Source organism: Streptococcus sp. HMSC077F03 (genome assembly GCF_001812375.1).
Lineage (GTDB): Bacteria > Bacillota > Bacilli > Lactobacillales > Streptococcaceae > Streptococcus > Streptococcus oralis_S.
In genome coordinates, this window is sequence record NZ_KV808756.1 from 23,296 (window position 1) to 42,757 (window position 19,462).

The window sequence follows — 19,462 nt, forward strand, 5'->3', positions numbered from 1 at the left end:
ATTTACTTATTTTTTCAAGCGCTCAACATCGCGTGCAATCACCAATTCTTCATCTGTTGGAATAACCAAGACACGGATTTTCGCCGCATCAGTTGAGATATCTCCCGTTACACCAAAGACGTTCTTTTCTGGATCCACATCACAACCAAACCAAGAGATACCTGAGATGACATCTTCACGTACGTTTGCAGCATTTTCACCGATACCTGCTGTGAAGATAATCGCATCTGCTCCATTTAGGACTGCAAGATATTGGCCGATATGTTTTTGGATACGATCAACATACATTTCATAAGCCAAAGTTGCATCATGGTCTCCTGCTTCCATGGCAGCAATCACATCACGCATATCGCTTGACTGGCCAGAAACTCCCATGAGCCCTGATTCACGATTGAGAACGCGACTAATATCTTCAGGGGTATTGAAATCCTCTGTATATTGCATGAGATAAGGGATGATAGCAGGGTCAATATCTCCTGTACGAGTTCCCATCATCACACCTCCAAGTGGTGTGAATCCCATAGAAGTATCCACAGACTTCCCACCCTTAACAGCTGTGATAGAAGCCCCGTTACCAATATGGCAGGTAATCAATTTCAAATCTTCTAGAGGACGGCCCAAAAGTTTCGCTGCTTCTTCTGCGACAAACTGGTGGCTTGTCCCGTGGGCACCATATTTACGAACCTTGTTGTCTGTGTAGTATTTAGTTGGTAGAGGGTAGCGATAAGCCTTCTCTGGCATGGTTGTGTGGAATGAGGTATCAAATACGACAACACTGGTAATATCTGGCAGCAATTCCTTAAATGCGCGAATTCCAGCTGCGTTAGCTGGATTGTGAAGAGGAGCCAACAGTCCCAATTCCTCAACTTTTTCTAACACATCTCCCTCAACAACTGTTGATTCCTTGAAATATTCACCACCTGCAACGACGCGGTGGCCGACACCTGTAATTTCGTCGTACCCTTTGATAATGTCAAAACGAATCAAGTCATCTAATAAAATTTTAACGGCTTGTGTATGGTCTTCAATATCAAGAATTTGTTGCTCCGAACGACCGTCAAATTTTACTGTTGAGATCGAATCCTTCAAGCCAATACGTTCAATCAAGCCTTTCGCCAATACAGTTTCTTCTGGCATTTGGTATAGTTGCCATTTCAAGCTTGAGCTTCCTGCATTGATTGCAATTGTTTTTGTCATAAGATGATACCTCTTTTTAAGCGTTTTCATCTATTATAACAAAATCTCTTTTATATTTCAGTACCTTTGCTCCAATTTTGAAAATTTTCTTTAAAGGTCAACAAAACTGACGGATCTTGCAAGCTAGTAAGAGGGTAGACAAAGGGTTCTATTTCCTTGTCTCTTTTCTTCTGTAAGACAAAAATACTTTTAGCTTGGCTTGCAGTTGAGAAAATATCCTCTGGCAGAGCGATGATAGCAGCCAGACTCACTTCGTCTTTGAGCCACCCTTTTAATGAGTCACTTTGAGGGCTGGTCAATAAATCACTCGGAGCTAGAAAAATAGCATAGCCATTTGACTTAAGGTACTTGAAGCCTTGTTCCATCAGCAAATGGTGGGCATAGGTATGCTCTTGACTAGAAGCCACTTGATAGCGAGAAGCGATGGCATCGTCTGGGTAATAGCCTACAGGCAAGTCGCTGATGACCACGTCGCTTTCTTTAAGCATTTGCGGACGAACGGCATCTCCTTGGACAAAACCAGCCTGCAAACCAATCACATCTGCCATACTGGCTGCCAAATCAATCAGCAAGTCATCCACTTCGATTCCCAAGTAATCTACTTTTTTAGCAAGAGAAGTCAAGAAAGTAGCCCCCAAAATCCCCATACCAGAACCTATTTCGAGGATGCTAATTTCCTCTTGATCCAGCAACTCTTCCACAATAAGTACCAAGAGGAGGGCAATGGCATCCGGCGTAAACTGGTGATTGGCCTGTAAAGGCTCCGTTTGTCCCGCCTTCATCAAGAGAAACTGGTAGGTCTTGAGCCACTCTTCCTTGCGAAGTGCTAAGCGCTTAAGGGCTTGATTGTTCTCCTTGACCTGCTTTTGCTCAGTCTCGCCATCTAGATAAATGCTGTTTTGCTCTACTAAGGCATCATAAAAGTTGGTCGCCAAATCACTTTGGATGACTTGGACATTCTCTAGTAAATACGTATAAGCTTGTTCAATTTTTTCAAAATCCATATTCCTATCTTATCAAAATTCCCCTATTTTTTCCATCTGAAGAGAAAAAATCACTGCTTTAGTCAGCGAGTGATTTTTGGGCTATAGTTAAAAAGAGCTCTGCGTAATTTCCGAGGAAAAGACCTTCAGCACTATAGAGAATCTGACTACCAATGCTCGAAAAACCAAACTGGGCGAGCTTGGTTTCCAGTTCAGCTAAATCAAAACCATGGTGGTTGGTATCTGTCTTGACAAAATCAGCAATGAAAACTTGTCCATTCTCCCTAAGATGATAGTGAAACATGGCAAGAGTCGCATCTAGATCAGGCATATGATGAAGAACCCGACTGACAACAATCAGGTCAAATTGCTGTTCCAAGGGATTTGCCAGTAAATCCTGCTCCAAAAACTGGATATTCTTGATGTCTTGTTGCTCTGCTTTCAAACGGGCTTGCTCCAGCATTTTCTCCGAGATATCTACAAGGGTAACCGACTTGGCCTGCTTGGCTAGGGGCAAAGCTAATAGACCTGTCCCACCACCGAAATCCAGAATTTCTTTGTCTGATAGAAGAGCGATCTGTTTTTCAACTGCTTGACAAACCAAATTTGCAAGAAAGATATTTTTGGGCGAATCAAAAGTTTCTGCTTTGTGATTAAAATCATGTTTCATGCTTTTAGTTTAGCACAAAGAAGTTGAATTGACTAGGATTTGTCTTTCTTTTCAGACTTTTCTTCTGATTTTTTCTTCCCTGCTTGATTGCTTGAATCAGTCGCTACCTCTTCCTTTTTAGCTGTTCTCTTTTCTTGGGTTTTCATCTGAGGAAAGAGAAATTCATAGTTGCCCTTATTCATACGAACACTTGTTGCAAAACCTGTTTTCGTATTGTGATACCTGACTTTTCCTAAGTTAAAGACTCGTTCTCCACTTTCTTGTTCAACCTTATCTTTACTTCGCTTGGCCATAGCAAAAGCTGCCAACTTTTCTTTGTTTAGGGCAAAGTCTTTGTGATGGGCGACTTGCCGATTCAAATAAAACTGCAACAAAAGGCTAAAAATGGCTGCCATGGTGACTGCATATAAGAGAACGCCTGCCTTAACTTTTTGCTTTTTCCACACGATAGATGAACTCCCTTTCTAAGCCTTTTTGAAACTGGAAACGGAAGCGAACCAGTTGATTTCCCTCTGTAATTTGAGCTGATTTAAGTCCATAAACCATAGGTTGGTAGCCCCGTCCGCTGGCATCGGTCTTCCGAAAATCATCCGATTTAGATTTCCCTATAGAGATATCCTTACCATCCTGTTTCATGTAGAGGCGATTGCCTTCTACCTTTTCAAACTGCGAACGCTCTAACTCTGCCTCCAGTTGATCCACAAACAAGAGCCACTCTTTTTGCTCGCTTTGCTGCTGGTAACGAACTTCTGAAATGAGGAGCTGACTCATAGCTTGAAAAAGTAGCAAACCTCCGCTAATGACGATAAGGGCAATCAGAGATTCTAAAAGAGTGAACGCTCTTACCTTACTGCTCTTTAAGGTCGAGCAACTTCTCTGAACCATGGTAGACCTCCAATCCCTTTTCACTAGCAAACACCTGAACCTCCACTCCGTTTATGTTTACCTGATTTTGACCTGTCTGCAGAGCCATCTTCGCCACACGCAAGACTTCTTCCTTTTGCAAGATTTCTGCCTCTAACCGTCGATTTTGTTGGATTTGTCTCAAGAGGAGGGTCGCAATGCTGGCAAACACAGCCAAAGCTACTACTGCTTCTAGTAAGATTACTGCCCTAATTTTTTGTTTCCTTAATGCGTTTAATTTTTCCATTTCCTAGATATAATTGATAGCGAATCGCTCCTTTGCTGGTTTGAAATTCAACCTTAGCCAGGGACGAATTGCCTCCAGCTCGGTCAAATATAATGCTTTGTCCTGAGGGTGCCTGAATTCCTTTAGGAACGGTCAAGTTTTGACTGCCATTGCTGATCGTCTGTCCATCTAAGTTCAGACTGGTCTTTTGCTGACTGGCTACACTGCGTTTTTGCGTTTCCCGGTAGAGTTCTTCAAACTCCATAAAGAAAATCTGCTCTTCTACCGCTGCAAAACTGGATTGAACAGAACCAGACAAGCCCAAAGCAAGGACACTCACAAGTCCCAAAACTAAGAGACTTTCCAGCATAGTAAAGGCCTTAATCTGCAACAGTTTGACTTGTTTTTTGTTTTGCATGGTAGTCTTTATAAGCTTTGGCTTGCTCAGCTGTGATACGACCGTCCGCTTGTAATTTGCTGAGGCTGGCGTCATCATTTTTGTCCAAACGATAGAGTTCTGCCTGGCTTTCCACAACCTTGACAACAGCAGCTTTTCCTTTATCATCTACGGCATCCTTTTGCTTGGTCAAATTGGGCACAAAGAGCAAGAGGAGTACGCTGATGATAAGCAAGACGACTAACATTTCTACCAAAGTGAAAGCTTTAACCTTGGCTTTTTTTAAATTTGTCATGAGTTTTTTCATTTTAAAAATTTACCTCCATATTTTGATACATGGGCATAAGCATTGCCGCATAAAGTAAAACGATAATCAGGGCCACAAAGATAAAAACCAGTGGCTGTACTAAGTTCATGGTGCGGTTGACTCGGGTAAAAAAGGCTTCCCAAGTTTTTTCAGCATAGATTTCCAACTCGCTCCCAAGCTTGGACTTGACTTCCCCATACTCGATGATGAGACTCAACTCCTTTTTAAAGAAAGGATAGGTCGCTATGGTTTGAGAAAATTCGCGGCCATTTTGCAGGGCTTGAGCCAGATCTTGACCAATTTCTTTAAAGAGCTGGGAGCCTTGTTCCTGCATGATCTGAAAAATCTGCGTCAGCTCCATCCCCTGTGAAATCATATTGCCCCATTCACGCGCGTAATAAGCCGTCAGATAGGTCTGGACAAAGATTCCTAGAAAGGGAATCCGTGCTAACATTGAGAAGACCCGCATCTTGGAACTTCTTTTGTAGAAAGTGAGGGCTAAAATTAGAGACAGAGCGCAAACCAGCACTAGTCCCAGAAATATTTGTGGCAGATTGCCGATGATTTGAGTGGCGATATTGCTACTGTCCAGTTGAGGGAGCAAATAATTCCTGAGCCCCAGCATGATTAGCAGGAGAAATCCCAGCAAAATCAGGGGATAAGTCGCTACTTCAATTAACTTCTTCTTGACCTTGGACAAATTATCCAGATATTCTTCTATCTTCCCTAGACTCAGATGGAGATTTCCATGAACTTCAGCTAGAGATAATTGAGTCACAATAACACTTGAAAACCCCAAACTTTCCATCATTTCTGAGAAGGATTTCCCCTGAGACAAGCCTTGGTGCATCTGGGCTACATAGTCCTTTTCCAGCAGGGCACTTCTGCCCAAGAAAGAAGTAATTTCCACCAAATGAAAGCCACTGGAGAAGAGGTTGTTAAACAAGGTGATGATTTTCTTCTGCTTAGCTGTAGCTAATTTTTTCCGTTTCAGCCTGAAGACTTGTGATATGTCCAGCTTTAAGAAGCTGATCAATCTGCTCATTCCAGCTAGTTGGCTGGTGTTCTTGATAGTCTTTGTTTGCAAAGTCAACGATTCCTCCTCCCCCAATTAATCTCTGGTAGCAGACTCCTTGCAGGACAACTGCTAGTTCCTCCTCCGTCACACCCAACTCCAGAAGGCGTTCATAAACACCTCGGATACTCTTGGCATGAATGGTTGAAAAAACTGTCGCCCCTGTCAAACTGGCTCTGACCACTGCACGCGCTGTCTCGCTGTCACGAATTTCACCAATAATCAAGAGGTCAGGACGATGCCGAAGAGACAGTTTGATCAGATTTTCATAGGTCAATCCAATCGCCTCATTCAACTGCAACTGGAGCATGTCGTCCTGCTTGATCTCGACAGGATCTTCAATGGACATAACCTGCTGTCCTTTAAACAGAGACTTGGCTAATTCGTGCATCAAGGTCGTCTTGCCACTTCCAACTGGACCTGCAAATAGATAGAGCCCCCGTTGCCTGTACTGCTCACCCAGTTCGTTCATATCCTGAAACCAGAAATGCAGGTCCTGTTCCTCATCGTGCAACAAACGAATAACCAAACTCTCATGCCCCCGATAATCTCCCACGGTAGACAAACGCAGAGAAGACACCTTCTCCCCATGCTGATAGTCGCAAGAGCCCAGCTGACTACGTCTCTTCTCTCCTACGTTCATACCCGCTACAAACTTAAAATGACTAATCACAGCAGCTAAAACATCAAACTCATAGGAGTCAACTAGACACCGTTCGTCTCCAACCCGCATGTGAAGCTCGTAGGACTTTTCCTTGGGGATAAAATAGATATCCTGGGCCTTCTTTTCTTTCGCAGTAGCAATAATTTTCTGTGCAATTTCTTGTACCATATCGCCCTCCTTATCTAACTATTCGCAAAAAAAAATAAAAAAAGCAACTTAAAAAGTTACTTTTTTATCTCCATTTCATACGGCAAGAACGGTGTTTTTCTTGACCTGTTTGTTTTTCGTAGCCTGGACGTAGCTTTTCATCGGGGATGACTTGCTCATCCTGCAAAAGTGCCAAAGAATGGTACTGTTGCAAATACTCATCACACTCATCACACCAGCGCTGATCAGCAGGATCCCAAAAAATAGTCATCAAATCACTCCGACTCTTATAAAGAGGATTCTTCTTTTCCAGCTCAAACCAGCATGATTTATAATATTTTAGAGCATCATAGTACTTGTCAAAAGATTGACTCATGATGACATCTTCTTCCCAACCTTCTATGAACCACCACGGTTCAAAATCCCCATACATTTCTATAACACGATACATTTTCACTACTTCCTTTGTACCGTATATTATAACGAATTTTCTAGAACAATGAAAGGATTTTGCTTGCCTTTCCCATCAGGAAGACTTCTTTAAATACCTTTTCAGCCTATCATAAAAATAGGAGTCCTTTATTGACCCCTATTTTTATCTTTTTAGGCTTGATAACGTTTCACACCATCTAGGTAGGTTGCTACCAATTCCAAATCTTTATCCAGTACGATAAAGTCAGCGTCGTAGCCTTCACGGATTTGACCACAGACATCATCGATGTGAACAGATTTTGCTGGGTTGAGACTGGCCATCATGACTGCTTCATGCGGATTCGCAATGCCCCATTCGACCACATTTTTCAAACCATCTTTGAGTTTGAGGATAGAACCTGCCAAATTGCCTGTCGATTTGAGGCGAGCAGTTCCATTAGCAACTACTACCGGGAATTCTCCTAACATGTAGTCACCGTCTTCCAAGCCACCAGCTGTCATACAGTCTGTGATAAGGGCAATATTTTCAATTCCTTTTTGTTTGAGCAAAATATCACAGGCCTTTGGATCTACATGGTGACCGTCACAAATCAATTCTGCGTAAGTATGTGGCAATTCATACATGGCTCCCACCATACCGAGTTCACGGTGAGTCAACCCACGCATCCCATTGTAGGCATGTACCCAAACGCTTGCTCCAGCATCCACTGCTTTTTTAGCTTCATCAAAAGTCGCATTGGAGTGTCCAAGAGCAACAGTCACTCCTTCACCCGTAATTGTACGAACAAAGTCTTCTACACCTTCACGTTCTGGCGCAAGGGCAATTTTATTAAGCAAACCATTGGCTGCTTTTTGCCAAGCACGAAACTCATCCATACGAGGGTCCTTCATATAGGCAGGGTTTTGAGCTCCCTTGTATTTCTCTGTGAAATAAGGGCCTTCAAAATAGATTCCACGAATCTTGGCTCCACTTGCTTCCTGGTAACGAGCACCGATATTTTCAGTTACCGCAAGCAACTGCTCGTAAGAGGAAGTCAACGTCGTTGGCAAGAAGCTGGTAACACCCGTGCTAAGCAATCCTTCACTCATGGTATGAAGGGTTCCTTCGATGTTATTGTCCATGACATCTACACCACCAAATCCATGAATATGGGTATCCACAAGTCCTGGGGCAATGCTATAACCGGTATAGTCAATCACTTCAGCTCCCTCAGGAATCTGTTCTACATGTTTGCCAAACTTGCCATCCACAAGTTCCAAGTAACCGCCACGACGAACTCCGTGTGGGTAGAAAAACTGATCCGCTTTAATATAATTAGGCATAATGATAACCTCCTTGATAGATTGATTCTAGAATTTATTATGTCAATTACATTATAAACCTTTCTTTTTCATTTGTAAATGGTATAGACCTATTTTCTGGAGATATTTTAAAAGAGCTGAATTTCTCCAACTCTTTGATCTTATTTTGATTTTACAGGCAGTTCTTGAGCAGCCTTAACAGCAGCTGCGATCGTTTCTGCGTATAGCTTAGCACCTTCTTCAATCATGTTGCTATCATTCCCAAAGTGGACTTGGTCGGTTCCAGCCCAGATTTCAGGGTGCTCCTTAGCAACCTTATTCCAGTCAGCGATGCTCACGTAAGGATTCTTTTCAGCTAATTCCCGCGCATAAGCCGCATACTGCTCCACTGATGTGTAAGTGTCCTTGCTCTTGTCTCCCTCATAAGGCGTCACCAGTATCAGATGGTGTCCTTTCGGTAGATTGTTCACGATGCTGTCCAAATCATTCTTGTAACCTTCAGGATTGTTGACTCCCGTTGCAATGACAACTGTTTTTAGCAGCGCCTTGTTCTGACTGTTATTGAGCATAATGTCATTGGCTTGCTTGGTCGTTCGACTAACTTGGGCATTGATATTCGCTTCAGGGAGTGCCTCTTGTAAGGCTGTATTGGCACGCAAGGCTACCGAATCTCCTATTAGGCTTGTTCCATCAGAAATTCCTAGACGACTCAGTTCAGCTTGTTCAGCAAGAGTCTTTGTTTGCCCTATATTGGTCTGGGCTTGTTTGAAACCATTGACCATCAAGTCTGTCTCAAAAGCTCCAACTTGAGGAGCCACAGCTATGATAATCAAGGTAAGCAAGGTAAGAATGCCAGCAGCACCAGCACTAATTGGTTTAATATGAGGCAATCGACTAATCTTCCGTATTAAAGGATTGGATTTACCAGCAATCAATGGCTCAATAATATAGAAGGATAGGATAGCAAAGAAATAAGAAAAGATGATTGTCAGAATAACAGCAGGCAGATTAATCATCAACTGAGAAAAGATAATATAAAAAGGCCAGTGGAAGAGATAAACCGCGTAGCTGGTATCCGCTAAAAATGTGATTATCCGAGGTTCTTGTATCTCAGGTGTTTTCTCATGCAAGACACGCGCAGCAAAAATCATGGTCACTGCCGCTAAACTTGCTAGCAAGAAGCCAAATAAGTACGCAAACAGGTAGGTGAACTTGACAAAGAAGGTCAAGAGCACTAACACCAAAAGCCCCGTAGCAAATACCAGTAGATTCTGACGAAGATCCCACATCCGGTCAAACTGCTTGACTAAATCGCTCGTCTGACGAACCCCCACAACTGTCGCCAAAATGCTTCCTAAAAAGAAGGGATAGACATGGGTCAAACTTGAAAAGTAGACAGATGAATAGGAACTCGCCATTAGACTACCAATAAACATGGAGAAAAAGCTAATGATAAAAGCTCCAGCAGAAAGGAGAAAGACCATCCCTCTCAATTGACTACTAGATTTTGAACGTTTCGATAAGAACCAAACCGCTAAGCCCCAAAGGATATAGTAGTGAACCTCAACAGCTAGACTCCAGTTGTGAACAAAGAGATGCGGAATGAACTGGGATTCATAACTTCCCCCTGTTAACATTTCGTAGAAGTTGGTCATAAAACCGAGAACTCCAGCTATCTGGCCACCAATTCCAGCAACATAGTCTTGACGAACCAAGAAAGTAAAAGGCATGGTCACCAAAATCATCAGCACCACAGGTGGCACGATGCGGTAAAACCGTCTCTTAAAAAAGCCCAGTAAGTCAATCTGGCGTGCCTTCCCAAATTCTTCTAAAAGGAGGGAGGTGATCAAAAATCCTGAAAAAGTGAAAAAGACATCTACCCCAAAGAATCCTCCAGGAAAGATTGTTTGAAAGAAGTGGTACAAAAGCACCAAAAGTAAACCTGTAATCCTAATCAAGGAAAACCATTTAATACGCATACGAGTCTATTCTCCATTAAATTAGGAAGCAAAACACCACCTAATTTCCATTCCATTATACTCCCTATTCTATCAAAAAAATAGGAAAAATCCTAAGAGAAAACTTAGGATTTTGGCATTCTATTTTTACACTTTAGAAATTGCGCCCTGACTTGTTGTAACCATATTTTTCTACAAAATACTCACGGAATTCCAAGAGGTTGTCATCCATGATGGCTTGACGTACTTGCTTCATCAGATTGAGCAAGAAGTAAAGATTATGGTAGCTAGTCAAGCGGATACCGAAGGTTTCATCAGCCTTGAGCAAGTGACGAAGGTAGGCGCGTGTGTAGTTCTTACATGTGTAGCAATCACACTCAGGATCCAGTGGCGTAAAATCTTCAGCGAATTGGGCATTCTTGACAACCAAACGACCTTGGCTGGTCATACAAGTTCCATTACGAGCGATACGAGTTGGCAAGACACAGTCAAACATATCCACACCACGAATGACCCCATCGATCAAGCTGTCTGGCGCTCCGACACCCATCAAATAGCGAGGTTTGTTTTCAGGAAGAAGTTGGGTTGTGAAGTCCAAGACTGCATTCATCTCTTCGTGGGTTTCTCCTACTGCCAAACCACCGATAGAGTAGCCTGGGAAATCCATGCTGACAAGGTCATGAGCTGACTGACGACGAAGGTCTTCAAAGCCTGCCCCCTGCACAATTCCAAACAAACCTTGATCATGTGGGCGACGGTGAGCCTTCAAACCACGCTCAGCCCAACGGCTAGTACGCTCGATTGATTTCTTAACGTAGTCATAAGGTTGATAAAATTGAGGACATTCGTCAAAGGACATCATGATGTCGGAGCCTAGATTATTCTGAATAGAGATGGCCTTTTCTGGCGATAGGAACATCTTGGAACCATTGAGATGGTTTTTAAAGGTTACTCCTTCTTCGGTGATATTTCGGCTATCAGCTAGGGAATAAACCTGGAAACCACCACTATCCGTCAAAATTGGTTGGTCCCAGTTCATAAATTTGTGGAGACCACCTGCGCGTGCGATGAGTTCATCTCCAGGACGAAGCCAGAGATGATAAGTATTAGAGAGGATAATCCCTGAACCCATCTCCTTCAACTCCTCTGGCGACTGGGTCTTGACAGTAGCTTGAGTCCCAACTGGCATAAACATAGGCGTTGGAAAGGTACCGTGCGGGGTGATAATTTCTCCCAGACGAGCTCCCGTGTGTTTTTCTTTCTTAATCAAACGGTATTTGATTGGTGAATCTGACATTTTCTACCTCCGAAGCTGGGAAAAACAGTCCCAGTTCATACTTTGTGCCCAAAGGCATACTGTATGATTTTATCAAAAAAACCAGGAACTGTCACGAACTATGGTATAATGAGAGAATGAAATACCCAAAAATTGATTTAAAAACTATTCGTCTGCAGGCTAGGCAATTTCAGGCTGAAAATCCCCGCCTCCTTCTGGTCTATCTCCTTCCTAGTATGCTGGTCATCTTGTCAGGCTTTCTCAACCCCTTGGCTCGTCTCCAAGAAAGTGTTTTAGAGCAATCCTTTTTCAGCATGCTGGCACAAGTTCTCCAAGCCTATCTCTTCCCGCTAGTAGTTTCTTTTATGAGCACGATTTTTCTAGTAGGTGCTGCCTTTGCGACACTCCGACTCCTCAAGGATCCTGATACGGAACTCTCAGTAAAATCAAGCCTGGCCCTCTTTGCTGAAGAGCGCTTCTCGCAAACCTTCCTAACTCTGCTCCTCAAACGTTTCTACCTCTTTTTATGGAGCATTCCAAACTTAGTAGGCATTTATTTCCTCTTTTATAGCAATCTCTTGGCTAGAAGATTTGTTGCCCTACATCCTGAGTTTCCAAAACTAGACCTCTCATCTATTGAAAACGAGCAATTCCTTATGACCTTTGGGCTCTACTTTTTTGCGAGCCTCATCTTGATGATTGTAGGAAATGCCCTCTATATCCCGCAACATTACGCCTACTCGCAGGTAGAATTCCTCCTCTGCGACACTCTAGATTTAGGGCAGGCTAAACCCAGTCAAATCCTGAAAACCAGTCGTTTCTTGGTGAAAGGTTACAAATTTCAACGCTTTGTCCTCGATTTACAACTACTTCCTTGGTACTTCCTCAATTGGATTACTTTTGGAATTGCTAGTTTTTCAATCCTTCCCTATATCCAAAACAATCATATCTTCTTTTACAGAGCCCTACTAGCCCGTAAACGTCGAAATGGATAAGAGCATACAAAAACCAGCATCGTTCAGGACGCTGGTTTTCTTATTTCAAAAGTAACATACTCAGCAGAGTCAAAATAGTGGGCCCACCTTGCTTCAGAATAATCTTCTTGTTTACCCTGAAGGAATGACACACAAAAAAGAAGCGAGAACTCAATCAGTTCCCAACTTCCATTTTAATGATTAGTTCATTGAAACGTGAACGTGGTCATAGTGGTTTTCGGTTACGCTGCCACGGTCTGGCATTGGATTCCACGTGTAGGCTGGTCCATATTTACTATCATATGGAGCGTAGAAACGTTGTTTCCAGATGATGTAGTTGATACCACGGCTAGCCATATTTTTGACTGCATATTCTGCAATTTGATCCCCGAGTGCTGAACTCACTGGAACCATGAAGTCGATGGCCAAACCTTTACCATGGTCCCCACTGTCACCAGGACGGTAGCCACTAAAGGATGTAATCCCAAACAAGTTGGCTACTTCTTCTTTAAAGGCTGCTGTTTGTGGTTGAAGACCTGCATTCTCAGACTTAGCTACAGCAAGTCCTGCATAGTCAGGAGCAGCTGGAGCTGAATAAGTTCTTGAAGGAGTTTGGCTTTGCTCTGCTTGATAAGTCGAAGTTGCAGTGTCAGAAGTTGCTGTTGATGCTGCTGTTTCTTCTGTTGCACTTGTTCCTGTTGTATCAGCAGGCGTTTCAGTTGCTGGAGCAGCTGCTACTGGGGCTTCTGCTGGAGTTGTTGCTGCCGTTTCTTCGGTAGCTGGAGTCGCTGCTTGTGGAGCTTCTTCAACTGGGCGAGTTGTTTCTGCTACTGGTGCTTCCGCTGAAGTCGTTTCAGCTGTTTCTTCAGCTACAGGTGTTTCTGTAGATGGTGTCTCTTCAGTAACTGTCGCTGTCTCAGGAACTTCTGAACTTGGCGCTACTTCTGCTGGTTTTTCAGTCTCTGTTGCAGTTGGAGCTTCCTCAATTGGTTGAGAAAGGTCTTCTACTTGAACTGTTTGTTCATCAACTGTCACTTGATTTGTCGTCAAATCAGCTGTCGCAGTCGTCACTTCTTCACTAGCATCTGCTTGAGGAGCTTGGATTTCAACTTCCGTTACCTCTTCTTCCTCATTGACAGTTGTAGTGAGGACAGTATCTGGGAAAATCAAGTCCATATTAGTAATTTTGTTCAAATTAGCAAGAACGGTCACATCTACTCCCAAAGCTTCTGCAATCGTGCTCAGGGTATCACCATACTGAACTGTATAGCTGTTTTTGTTCTCGTTTTTCGTCACATCATTTCGGATTTGCTCAACGCTACGTGCTGTCCAAGAGATTTCTTGAGCTTTAGCTCCTAATGCGGGAGCAAGAGACAAGGCTACTGTTGAGGCTAAAATAATTCTTTTCTTCATTCGTTCATATTCCTTTCAAATGAGTACCTGTCTATCATAACACAAAAAAAGCAGAAAAAAAGCCCTCTCGGGCCTATTTAACAGAACTGTCTATTCCTTGTAACAAACTCGATTACTTGAAATAGTTTGTTAGGTTTCTGTCATAAAATTGACACAATCTTCTCGCCCCTAATCCTCAAAAATACGAGGAATTTTTGCCAGTGCTTGAATCCTCTGATTCCCTGCATAAGACGACTCTAAAAAATTGATGCTTTGAAGGCCGCTATTCTGGGCAAATTCCACATCCAAAGTCCGGTCCCCTATATAATAGGTGTTATCAGGATCCAACTGATACTTGTCTAGCAGATAGTTAGCCGCTTCTGGATTAGGCTTGCGCGCAAAGCCACTCTGACTGGTTAAAATCTCTGTAAAATAGCATTCCAACCCCAAGTCTCTTAAAATGGTAAGAGCATTGCCCCCCTTATGAGTATAGATAAACTGCTGAATCCCTGCTTGGTCTGCCCAAGCTAGCACTTCACGCGCACCTGGCATCAAAACTACCTGAGCATTCTTCTCAGCCAGGCTCTGGGCACGTACCTGATTGAGCACTTCCGCATCTAGGTTTCTCTCTTCTGCCACCTGCTCCAGCAAATCCTGCACAGAGTACCTGAGGATAAACTCTCTCACTTTTTCCTTATCATAAGGAATAGAAAATTGAGCAAAGGTCTCTTCAATCCCTGACAAAATCGCTTCGTAAGAGTCCAATAAAGTCCCGTCTAAATCCCAAATAAATGCTGTTTTTTGCATTTCCTATCCTTTCAAGCTCATATAACGCTGGTAACGGTAACGTAGAAATAACCAGCGAAAACCATTATCCAAGAGAGTCCCTGTCCAAATACCAGGTAAGCCCCAACCAAGAACAATACCCATCAGATAACCTGTGCCAATGCGGATACACCACATCCCGATACTTGTAGCATAAAAGGGGAGGCGAGCATTGCCCAAACCCTGCCAAACTGCCGTATATATAACTGTCCCTGTTGCCATGGGAGTCCCTAGTAGTGAGAACAGTGCCACCAAAACGCTCGCTTCGACTGCTATAGGGTCGGTCGTATAGAGATGAGTCAATGGTGTCCCCAAGGCATAGATACTGAAAGTTAAGGGCAACATGAGAAGCAGGGAAAGCCAAAAGGTTTGCTTGCTCAAATCATCTACTCTTTCCCAGTTATCCTCTCCAACTGCTCGAGCTACCTGCATGACCGTCGCCGTAGCGACGCCAAAGGCAGGCATATAGTTAAACTGGGTCAAGACTTCTCCGACTGCATTCCCCGCTACTGCCTCCGTCCCAAAAGAAACAACCAAGGCAATGATCACTACATCTCCAGCTCGCATCATGAGACGTTCTCCTGCCGCTGGCAAAGCCAAAGTCAATAGTTCCTTATCTAAACCAAAAGTCGGTTTCTCAAAAGGCAGCTTTAATTGCGACCACAAAATCACAAGACCGACTAAGCGAGACAAGATAGTCCCCCAAGCAACACCCGCTATGCCCATATCAAGGACAAAAATAGCTAGACTTGAAAAAAGAATATTCAAGGCATTGGATAAAAGACTAACATAGAGAGGTAGACGCGGATTATGCGTTGCACGAATCAAGGCACCTATACTCGTCATCAAACCCAAGAGAACAATCGATCCACCCACCAAAGATAGGTAGAGTCCACCACTCTCGGCCACATCCTGCTCAGTTCCCAAGAGCCCTATCATCTCTTGCCCAGAAAAGATGGATAAGGCCCCTAAAAGCAAACTTAGTAGTAAGGTAATCTTCAGCGCTTCAGTCACATGATAAGCTAGCTTGGACTGATCTTTCTGCCCCAAACTTTTTGAAATAACGCTGGAAATAGCAGCTCCCAGAGCGATAAAAATCGCCTGGTAAATGGTGATAATATTGCCAGCAACTGAAACACCCGAAATAGCGATTAAGCCCAAGTGAGCGACCAAGTAACTGTCCACCATTCCCATGAGCATCTGCAAAAAGTTTTCACCCATAGCTGGCAATGCAATATTAAGAATGTCTCTATTTTTCTTAAACAATCCTTCCTCCTGATGAAAAGAAACTCAGTTGGTTTCCCAACCGAGTTTACTCCCTCTGTCTTAAAGTCCTAGATAAGCCTCCACCGCAGCTTGCATGTCAGCAGCTGCCACTGTTGTTTTATGACGAACTGGAGCTGTTTCAAGGCCATCAACCGCTGGTGGCACTGCCACTCCTGAAATGTCATGTAATTGAGCCAAGGCTTCAAAGTCTGTCAAGCCTGCTTTTCCTGTTACAGCTTCTACGGCAACCACTGGAAACTTGTATGGACTAGCTGTTGAAGCAATCACTGTCTTAGTCGCATCGCCAGTAGCCGCTTGGTATTTTCTATAAACAGCTGAGGCAACCGCCGTATGAGGGTCCTCGATATAGGCATCTGTTTGATAAACACGTTTAATTTCTGCAGCAGTTTCTTCCTCAGTCGCATATTCAGCTGCGAAGAGCTCCAGAATCGCTGCATCAAAGTCTGTCAATTCATATTGTCCTTGTGTACTCAAGGCATTCATGAGTTCAGCTGTCTTAACTGCATCATTCCCCAAAAGATGGAAAATCAAACGCTCCAAGTTTGAAGATACTAAGATATCCATAGATGGGCTAGTCGTCACCTTAAACTCACGTTTCTTGTCGTAAACACGAGTTTTAAAGAAGTCAGTTAAAACATTATTGTCATTTGAAGCACAGATCAATTTGCCAACTGGAAGACCGATTTGTTTAGCATAAAAGGCAGCCAAAATATTTCCAAAGTTTCCTGTTGGTACCGTGAAGTTGACTTTTTCACCAGCCACAATTTCACCAGTCTTGACCAACTGCGCATAGGCATAGACATAATAAACAACCTGTGGTACCAAACGACCAATGTTCATAGAGTTAGCTGATGAAAATTGCAACTTGTTCGCTGCCAATTTTTCACGAAGAGCTACATCGTTGAACATGTGCTTCACATTTGTTTGCGCATCGTCAAAGTTACCATCAATAGCAATAACATGAGTATTGTCACCAGTCTGAGTAGTCATTTGCAACTCTTGTACCTTACTGACACCATCCTTTGGATAAAAGACGATAATCTCAGTACCAGGGACATCTGCAAAACCTGCCATAGCAGCTTTCCCAGTATCACCAGATGTCGCTGTCAAAATGACAATCTTGTTCTCCAAACCATGCTTTTTAGCCGCTGTTGTCATAAAGTATGGCAAGATGGACAAGGCCATATCCTTAAAGGCAATCGTTGAACCATGGAACAATTCCAAGTTGTATTGCCCATCCAGTTTCACCAATGGCGCAATAGCTGGAGTATCAAACTTGCTATCGTAGGCATTGTTGATACAGTAGTCCAACTCCTCAGCCGTAAAGTCATCTAAAAAGGCTGATAAAACTAATTTAGCCACTTCTTGGTAAGAAGCATCTTTTAATATGTCAAAGTCCAAATCCACCTTTGGATAAGTAAGTGGTGTAAACAGACCACCATCCGTCGCCAAACCTTGCAAAATAGCTTGGCTAGCAGTTACTCTATTATTCGCATCACGCGTTGATTGATAAACTAATGTCATAATCTCTATCCTTTATCTATAGTCCATTCCATTATATCATGATTTTTCAGAAAATTCTCCCTTTATAAGAGAAATTATAATCCCAATTCTTTCTTCAAAGGCTCTAAATAAACCATTTCTTGCTTGCCTCTCTTCTCCAGACCTTCCTCAGCTAGGGTGAGTAAATCTTTAGAAAACTCGAGAACCGCAGCTTCTTCTTCATCTGTAAGTTTTTTCTTAGAAAATTGTCGTCTTAAAAGCTTATAATCACGACCAGCTGTGGTAAAAAATGGAGCAGTTCGCAAGTAAGCTTCAAGCTTGTCTAAATGAACCAACAAGCCCAAATGAAAGGCTGCAGAAGCAAAAGTCCTATCAAGCGGCTGAGTACACACACTACGAAACTCAACTGTCCCTCGAGTCGTTAAGTCTTGGTACTGGTAACTACGATGAGTTTGGAAATCTTCCTCCTGAGGATGAATTAACACCTCATCCCCATTAAGGGTAAATGCTTGGATTTCAGGTGTAGCCAAATAGTCCCTAGCCTGAATCGGATAAAAATAATAGGTCTGCCCATCACGCTCCGCAGTAAAAATCGCAGAATGATTTAAATAGTCAAAAAAATCATCCTCATCTTTAAATAGTCTAGTATTGACACCAACATTCTCTGGATAGATACCATGCATGGATTCTTCCCAAAAAATATCTCTCGAAATTTTGGTATCCCAATCTGCCCCTGAAAACTCAGAATTTGCAAACAAATAAGCTTTAGCAGCTTCAATTTGCGTAAAAGCATTGATAACACGCAGGTAGTTGAACCTTGAAATGTCTAGTTGAACCTGACTCCCACATATAAAGGCTCCATACTCAGGGAAATGATGTAAATCTGATTTAGTTACATTTCTACTCAAATTCAGATAATCCATCAACATCTGATAGCGGGGATAAGCCACTGGACAATTCTCATTTTTATCCCAGTTGGGATGAATGCCGCAGCCAACAATAGCATGATTAGCTTCACCCAACTTATTCTGAATCGTAGCCATATAGAAGTTAAAGCGTTCTTCTACCTCTCGGATAGATTCAGCCTTTCCGAATGCAAACTCAATTGTCGTATAAGCAACCTCAAACAAGATCGTATCTTGGCTGACTGGATCAAGCAACTGAATTGGATTCCCAAAATCATCCACTTTTTCGATAGTAAAGCCCAGTACTAATGGTAAATACCGAAAGAGATCCTTAACAACTTCACCATCTGTAGCCTTACCCTCTAAATTTACAATAGGAAATTCTAACTCAATTCCAATAAATAAATCTGGGTTCTCTTTTATATTCTTTAAGTAACGTTTCTTTAGTAATTCAACAGACCGAGACATTAATCACCAAACTCTTTCATAATCAAAATAAATTGTGAATAAGTAATATTATACCAAAAATACACTAAAAATGACTAGAATAAGAAGAAAAAGATGTTTCATCAGTTATCTGTACTTAAAGAAAAAATATCAAAATCTTCACCAAATCAAAAAACAAGGTCCAAAAACCTTGTCTTTATTACTATACCGGCGGCCGGGGTCGAACCGGCACGTCCTTGCGGACACTGGATTTTGAGTCCAGCGCGTCTGCCAATTCCGCCACGCCGGCAAATAGTAACTGGGGTAGCTGGATTCGAACCAACGCATGAGGGAGTCAAAGTCCCTTGCCTTACCGCTTGGCTATACCCCAATAATATAAAATAGGCGAGTGATGGGGATCGAACCCACGCATGCCAGAGCCACAATCTGGTGTGTTAACCACTTCACCACACCCGCCATAATCATATTAACACGGGCAGTAGGAATTGAACCCACACTGAAGGTTTTGGAGACCTTAGTTCTACCTTTAAACTATGCCCGTAACTAAAGTAATGGAAGGGGAGGGATTCGAACCCCCGAACCCGAAGGAGCG

The 19,462-nt window shown here is 42.8% G+C and carries 20 protein-coding genes and 4 tRNA genes; 1 reads left to right on the top strand and 23 read right to left on the bottom strand.

All coding sequences use genetic code 11. From position 1 onward, the window contains the following. Positions 1–6: 6 nt before the first annotated feature. From HMPREF2853_RS02425 to tgt, 14 genes are all read right to left on the bottom strand, one after another. Positions 7–1,197, bottom strand: a complete 1,191-nt coding sequence (locus HMPREF2853_RS02425) for an acetate kinase (RefSeq protein WP_000167800.1) — start codon at positions 1,195–1,197, stop codon at positions 7–9. A gap of 50 nt (positions 1,198–1,247) precedes the next feature. Further along, positions 1,248–2,201 (bottom strand): class I SAM-dependent methyltransferase, encoded by a 954-nt coding sequence (locus HMPREF2853_RS02430; RefSeq protein ID WP_000345140.1) that lies wholly within the window; start codon positions 2,199–2,201, stop codon positions 1,248–1,250. Between the two features lie 58 nt (positions 2,202–2,259). Next, positions 2,260–2,850, bottom strand: coding sequence for a class I SAM-dependent methyltransferase (locus HMPREF2853_RS02435; RefSeq protein ID WP_049501162.1), 591 nt, complete (start codon positions 2,848–2,850; stop codon positions 2,260–2,262). 32 nt (positions 2,851–2,882) lie between these two features. Continuing rightward, on the bottom strand, positions 2,883–3,296 hold the full coding sequence (gene comGG / locus HMPREF2853_RS02440) for a competence type IV pilus minor pilin ComGG (RefSeq protein WP_000265645.1): 414 nt from the start codon (positions 3,294–3,296) through the stop codon (positions 2,883–2,885). Beyond that, the gene (gene comGF / locus HMPREF2853_RS02445; protein ID WP_070534710.1) at positions 3,274–3,735 is read right to left on the bottom strand and encodes a competence type IV pilus minor pilin ComGF; all 462 of its coding nucleotides are present in this window, start codon (positions 3,733–3,735) and stop codon (positions 3,274–3,276) included. Before comGF ends, comGG begins: the two co-directional genes overlap by 23 nt. Beyond that, entirely contained in the window at positions 3,698–4,000 is a 303-nt protein-coding gene (comGE, locus tag HMPREF2853_RS02450) for a competence type IV pilus minor pilin ComGE (RefSeq protein ID WP_070534713.1), read from the bottom strand. The genes comGF and comGE overlap by 38 nt, the downstream gene beginning before the upstream one ends. After that, complete coding sequence (gene comGD / locus HMPREF2853_RS02455; RefSeq protein ID WP_001180062.1) at positions 3,963–4,397, bottom strand: competence type IV pilus minor pilin ComGD; 435 nt, start codon at positions 4,395–4,397, stop codon at positions 3,963–3,965. Before comGD ends, comGE begins: the two co-directional genes overlap by 38 nt. Further along, positions 4,360–4,683, bottom strand: coding sequence for a competence type IV pilus major pilin ComGC (comGC, locus tag HMPREF2853_RS02460; RefSeq protein ID WP_000735798.1), 324 nt, complete (start codon positions 4,681–4,683; stop codon positions 4,360–4,362). Before comGC ends, comGD begins: the two co-directional genes overlap by 38 nt. Position 4,684: 1 nt before the next feature. Next, the gene (gene comGB, locus HMPREF2853_RS02465; RefSeq protein ID WP_161800217.1) at positions 4,685–5,728 is read right to left on the bottom strand and encodes a competence type IV pilus assembly protein ComGB; all 1,044 of its coding nucleotides are present in this window, start codon (positions 5,726–5,728) and stop codon (positions 4,685–4,687) included. Continuing rightward, entirely contained in the window at positions 5,649–6,590 is a 942-nt protein-coding gene (comGA, locus tag HMPREF2853_RS02470) for a competence type IV pilus ATPase ComGA (protein WP_000249586.1), read from the bottom strand. Before comGA ends, comGB begins: the two co-directional genes overlap by 80 nt. A 64-nt stretch (positions 6,591–6,654) precedes the next feature. Continuing rightward, complete coding sequence (locus HMPREF2853_RS02475; RefSeq protein ID WP_000286399.1) at positions 6,655–7,020, bottom strand: DUF1033 family protein; 366 nt, start codon at positions 7,018–7,020, stop codon at positions 6,655–6,657. 152 nt (positions 7,021–7,172) lie between these two features. Further along, entirely contained in the window at positions 7,173–8,324 is a 1,152-nt protein-coding gene (nagA, locus tag HMPREF2853_RS02480) for an N-acetylglucosamine-6-phosphate deacetylase (RefSeq protein ID WP_070534716.1), read from the bottom strand. A gap of 140 nt (positions 8,325–8,464) precedes the next feature. Further along, positions 8,465–10,282 carry an acyltransferase family protein gene (locus HMPREF2853_RS02485; protein WP_070534718.1) on the bottom strand — a complete coding sequence of 606 codons (1,818 nt, stop codon included), beginning with the start codon at positions 10,280–10,282 and terminating at the stop codon, positions 8,465–8,467. 133 nt (positions 10,283–10,415) lie between these two features. Then, the gene (gene tgt, locus HMPREF2853_RS02490; protein WP_001285237.1) at positions 10,416–11,558 is read right to left on the bottom strand and encodes a tRNA guanosine(34) transglycosylase Tgt; all 1,143 of its coding nucleotides are present in this window, start codon (positions 11,556–11,558) and stop codon (positions 10,416–10,418) included. Between the two features lie 116 nt (positions 11,559–11,674). Here tgt and HMPREF2853_RS02495 point away from each other — a divergent pair, with 116 nt between their 5' ends. Then, a complete protein-coding gene (locus HMPREF2853_RS02495) occupies positions 11,675–12,532 on the top strand; it encodes a DUF975 family protein (RefSeq protein WP_070534720.1) in 858 nt (285 codons plus the stop codon). 180 nt (positions 12,533–12,712) lie between these two features. On the opposite strand, the gene HMPREF2853_RS02500 is transcribed toward HMPREF2853_RS02495, so the two are convergent. The 9 genes from HMPREF2853_RS02500 to HMPREF2853_RS02540 all read right to left on the bottom strand — a co-directional run bounded on the left by HMPREF2853_RS02500 (position 12,713) and on the right by HMPREF2853_RS02540 (position 19,411). Beyond that, positions 12,713–13,924 (bottom strand): LysM peptidoglycan-binding domain-containing protein, encoded by a 1,212-nt coding sequence (locus HMPREF2853_RS02500; protein WP_070534722.1) that lies wholly within the window; start codon positions 13,922–13,924, stop codon positions 12,713–12,715. A gap of 168 nt (positions 13,925–14,092) precedes the next feature. Next, positions 14,093–14,710, bottom strand: a complete 618-nt coding sequence (locus tag HMPREF2853_RS02505) for an HAD family hydrolase (protein WP_070534724.1) — start codon at positions 14,708–14,710, stop codon at positions 14,093–14,095. Between the two features lie 3 nt (positions 14,711–14,713). Continuing rightward, entirely contained in the window at positions 14,714–15,994 is a 1,281-nt protein-coding gene (locus HMPREF2853_RS02510; RefSeq protein ID WP_070534727.1) for an MATE family efflux transporter, read from the bottom strand. Between the two features lie 60 nt (positions 15,995–16,054). Next, positions 16,055–17,539, bottom strand: coding sequence for a threonine synthase (gene thrC / locus HMPREF2853_RS02515; protein ID WP_070534728.1), 1,485 nt, complete (start codon positions 17,537–17,539; stop codon positions 16,055–16,057). Between the two features lie 74 nt (positions 17,540–17,613). Then, positions 17,614–18,891 carry a glutamate-cysteine ligase family protein gene (locus HMPREF2853_RS02520; RefSeq protein WP_070534730.1) on the bottom strand — a complete coding sequence of 426 codons (1,278 nt, stop codon included), beginning with the start codon at positions 18,889–18,891 and terminating at the stop codon, positions 17,614–17,616. A gap of 184 nt (positions 18,892–19,075) precedes the next feature. After that, positions 19,076–19,159: transfer RNA gene (locus HMPREF2853_RS02525), tRNA-Leu, on the bottom strand. 9 nt (positions 19,160–19,168) lie between these two features. Next, positions 19,169–19,240 (bottom strand) — tRNA-Gln (locus HMPREF2853_RS02530). Between the two features lie 13 nt (positions 19,241–19,253). Next, a tRNA-His gene (locus HMPREF2853_RS02535) sits at positions 19,254–19,326 on the bottom strand. Between the two features lie 14 nt (positions 19,327–19,340). Further along, positions 19,341–19,411: transfer RNA gene (locus HMPREF2853_RS02540), tRNA-Trp, on the bottom strand. Positions 19,412–19,462: the final 51 nt, after the last annotated feature.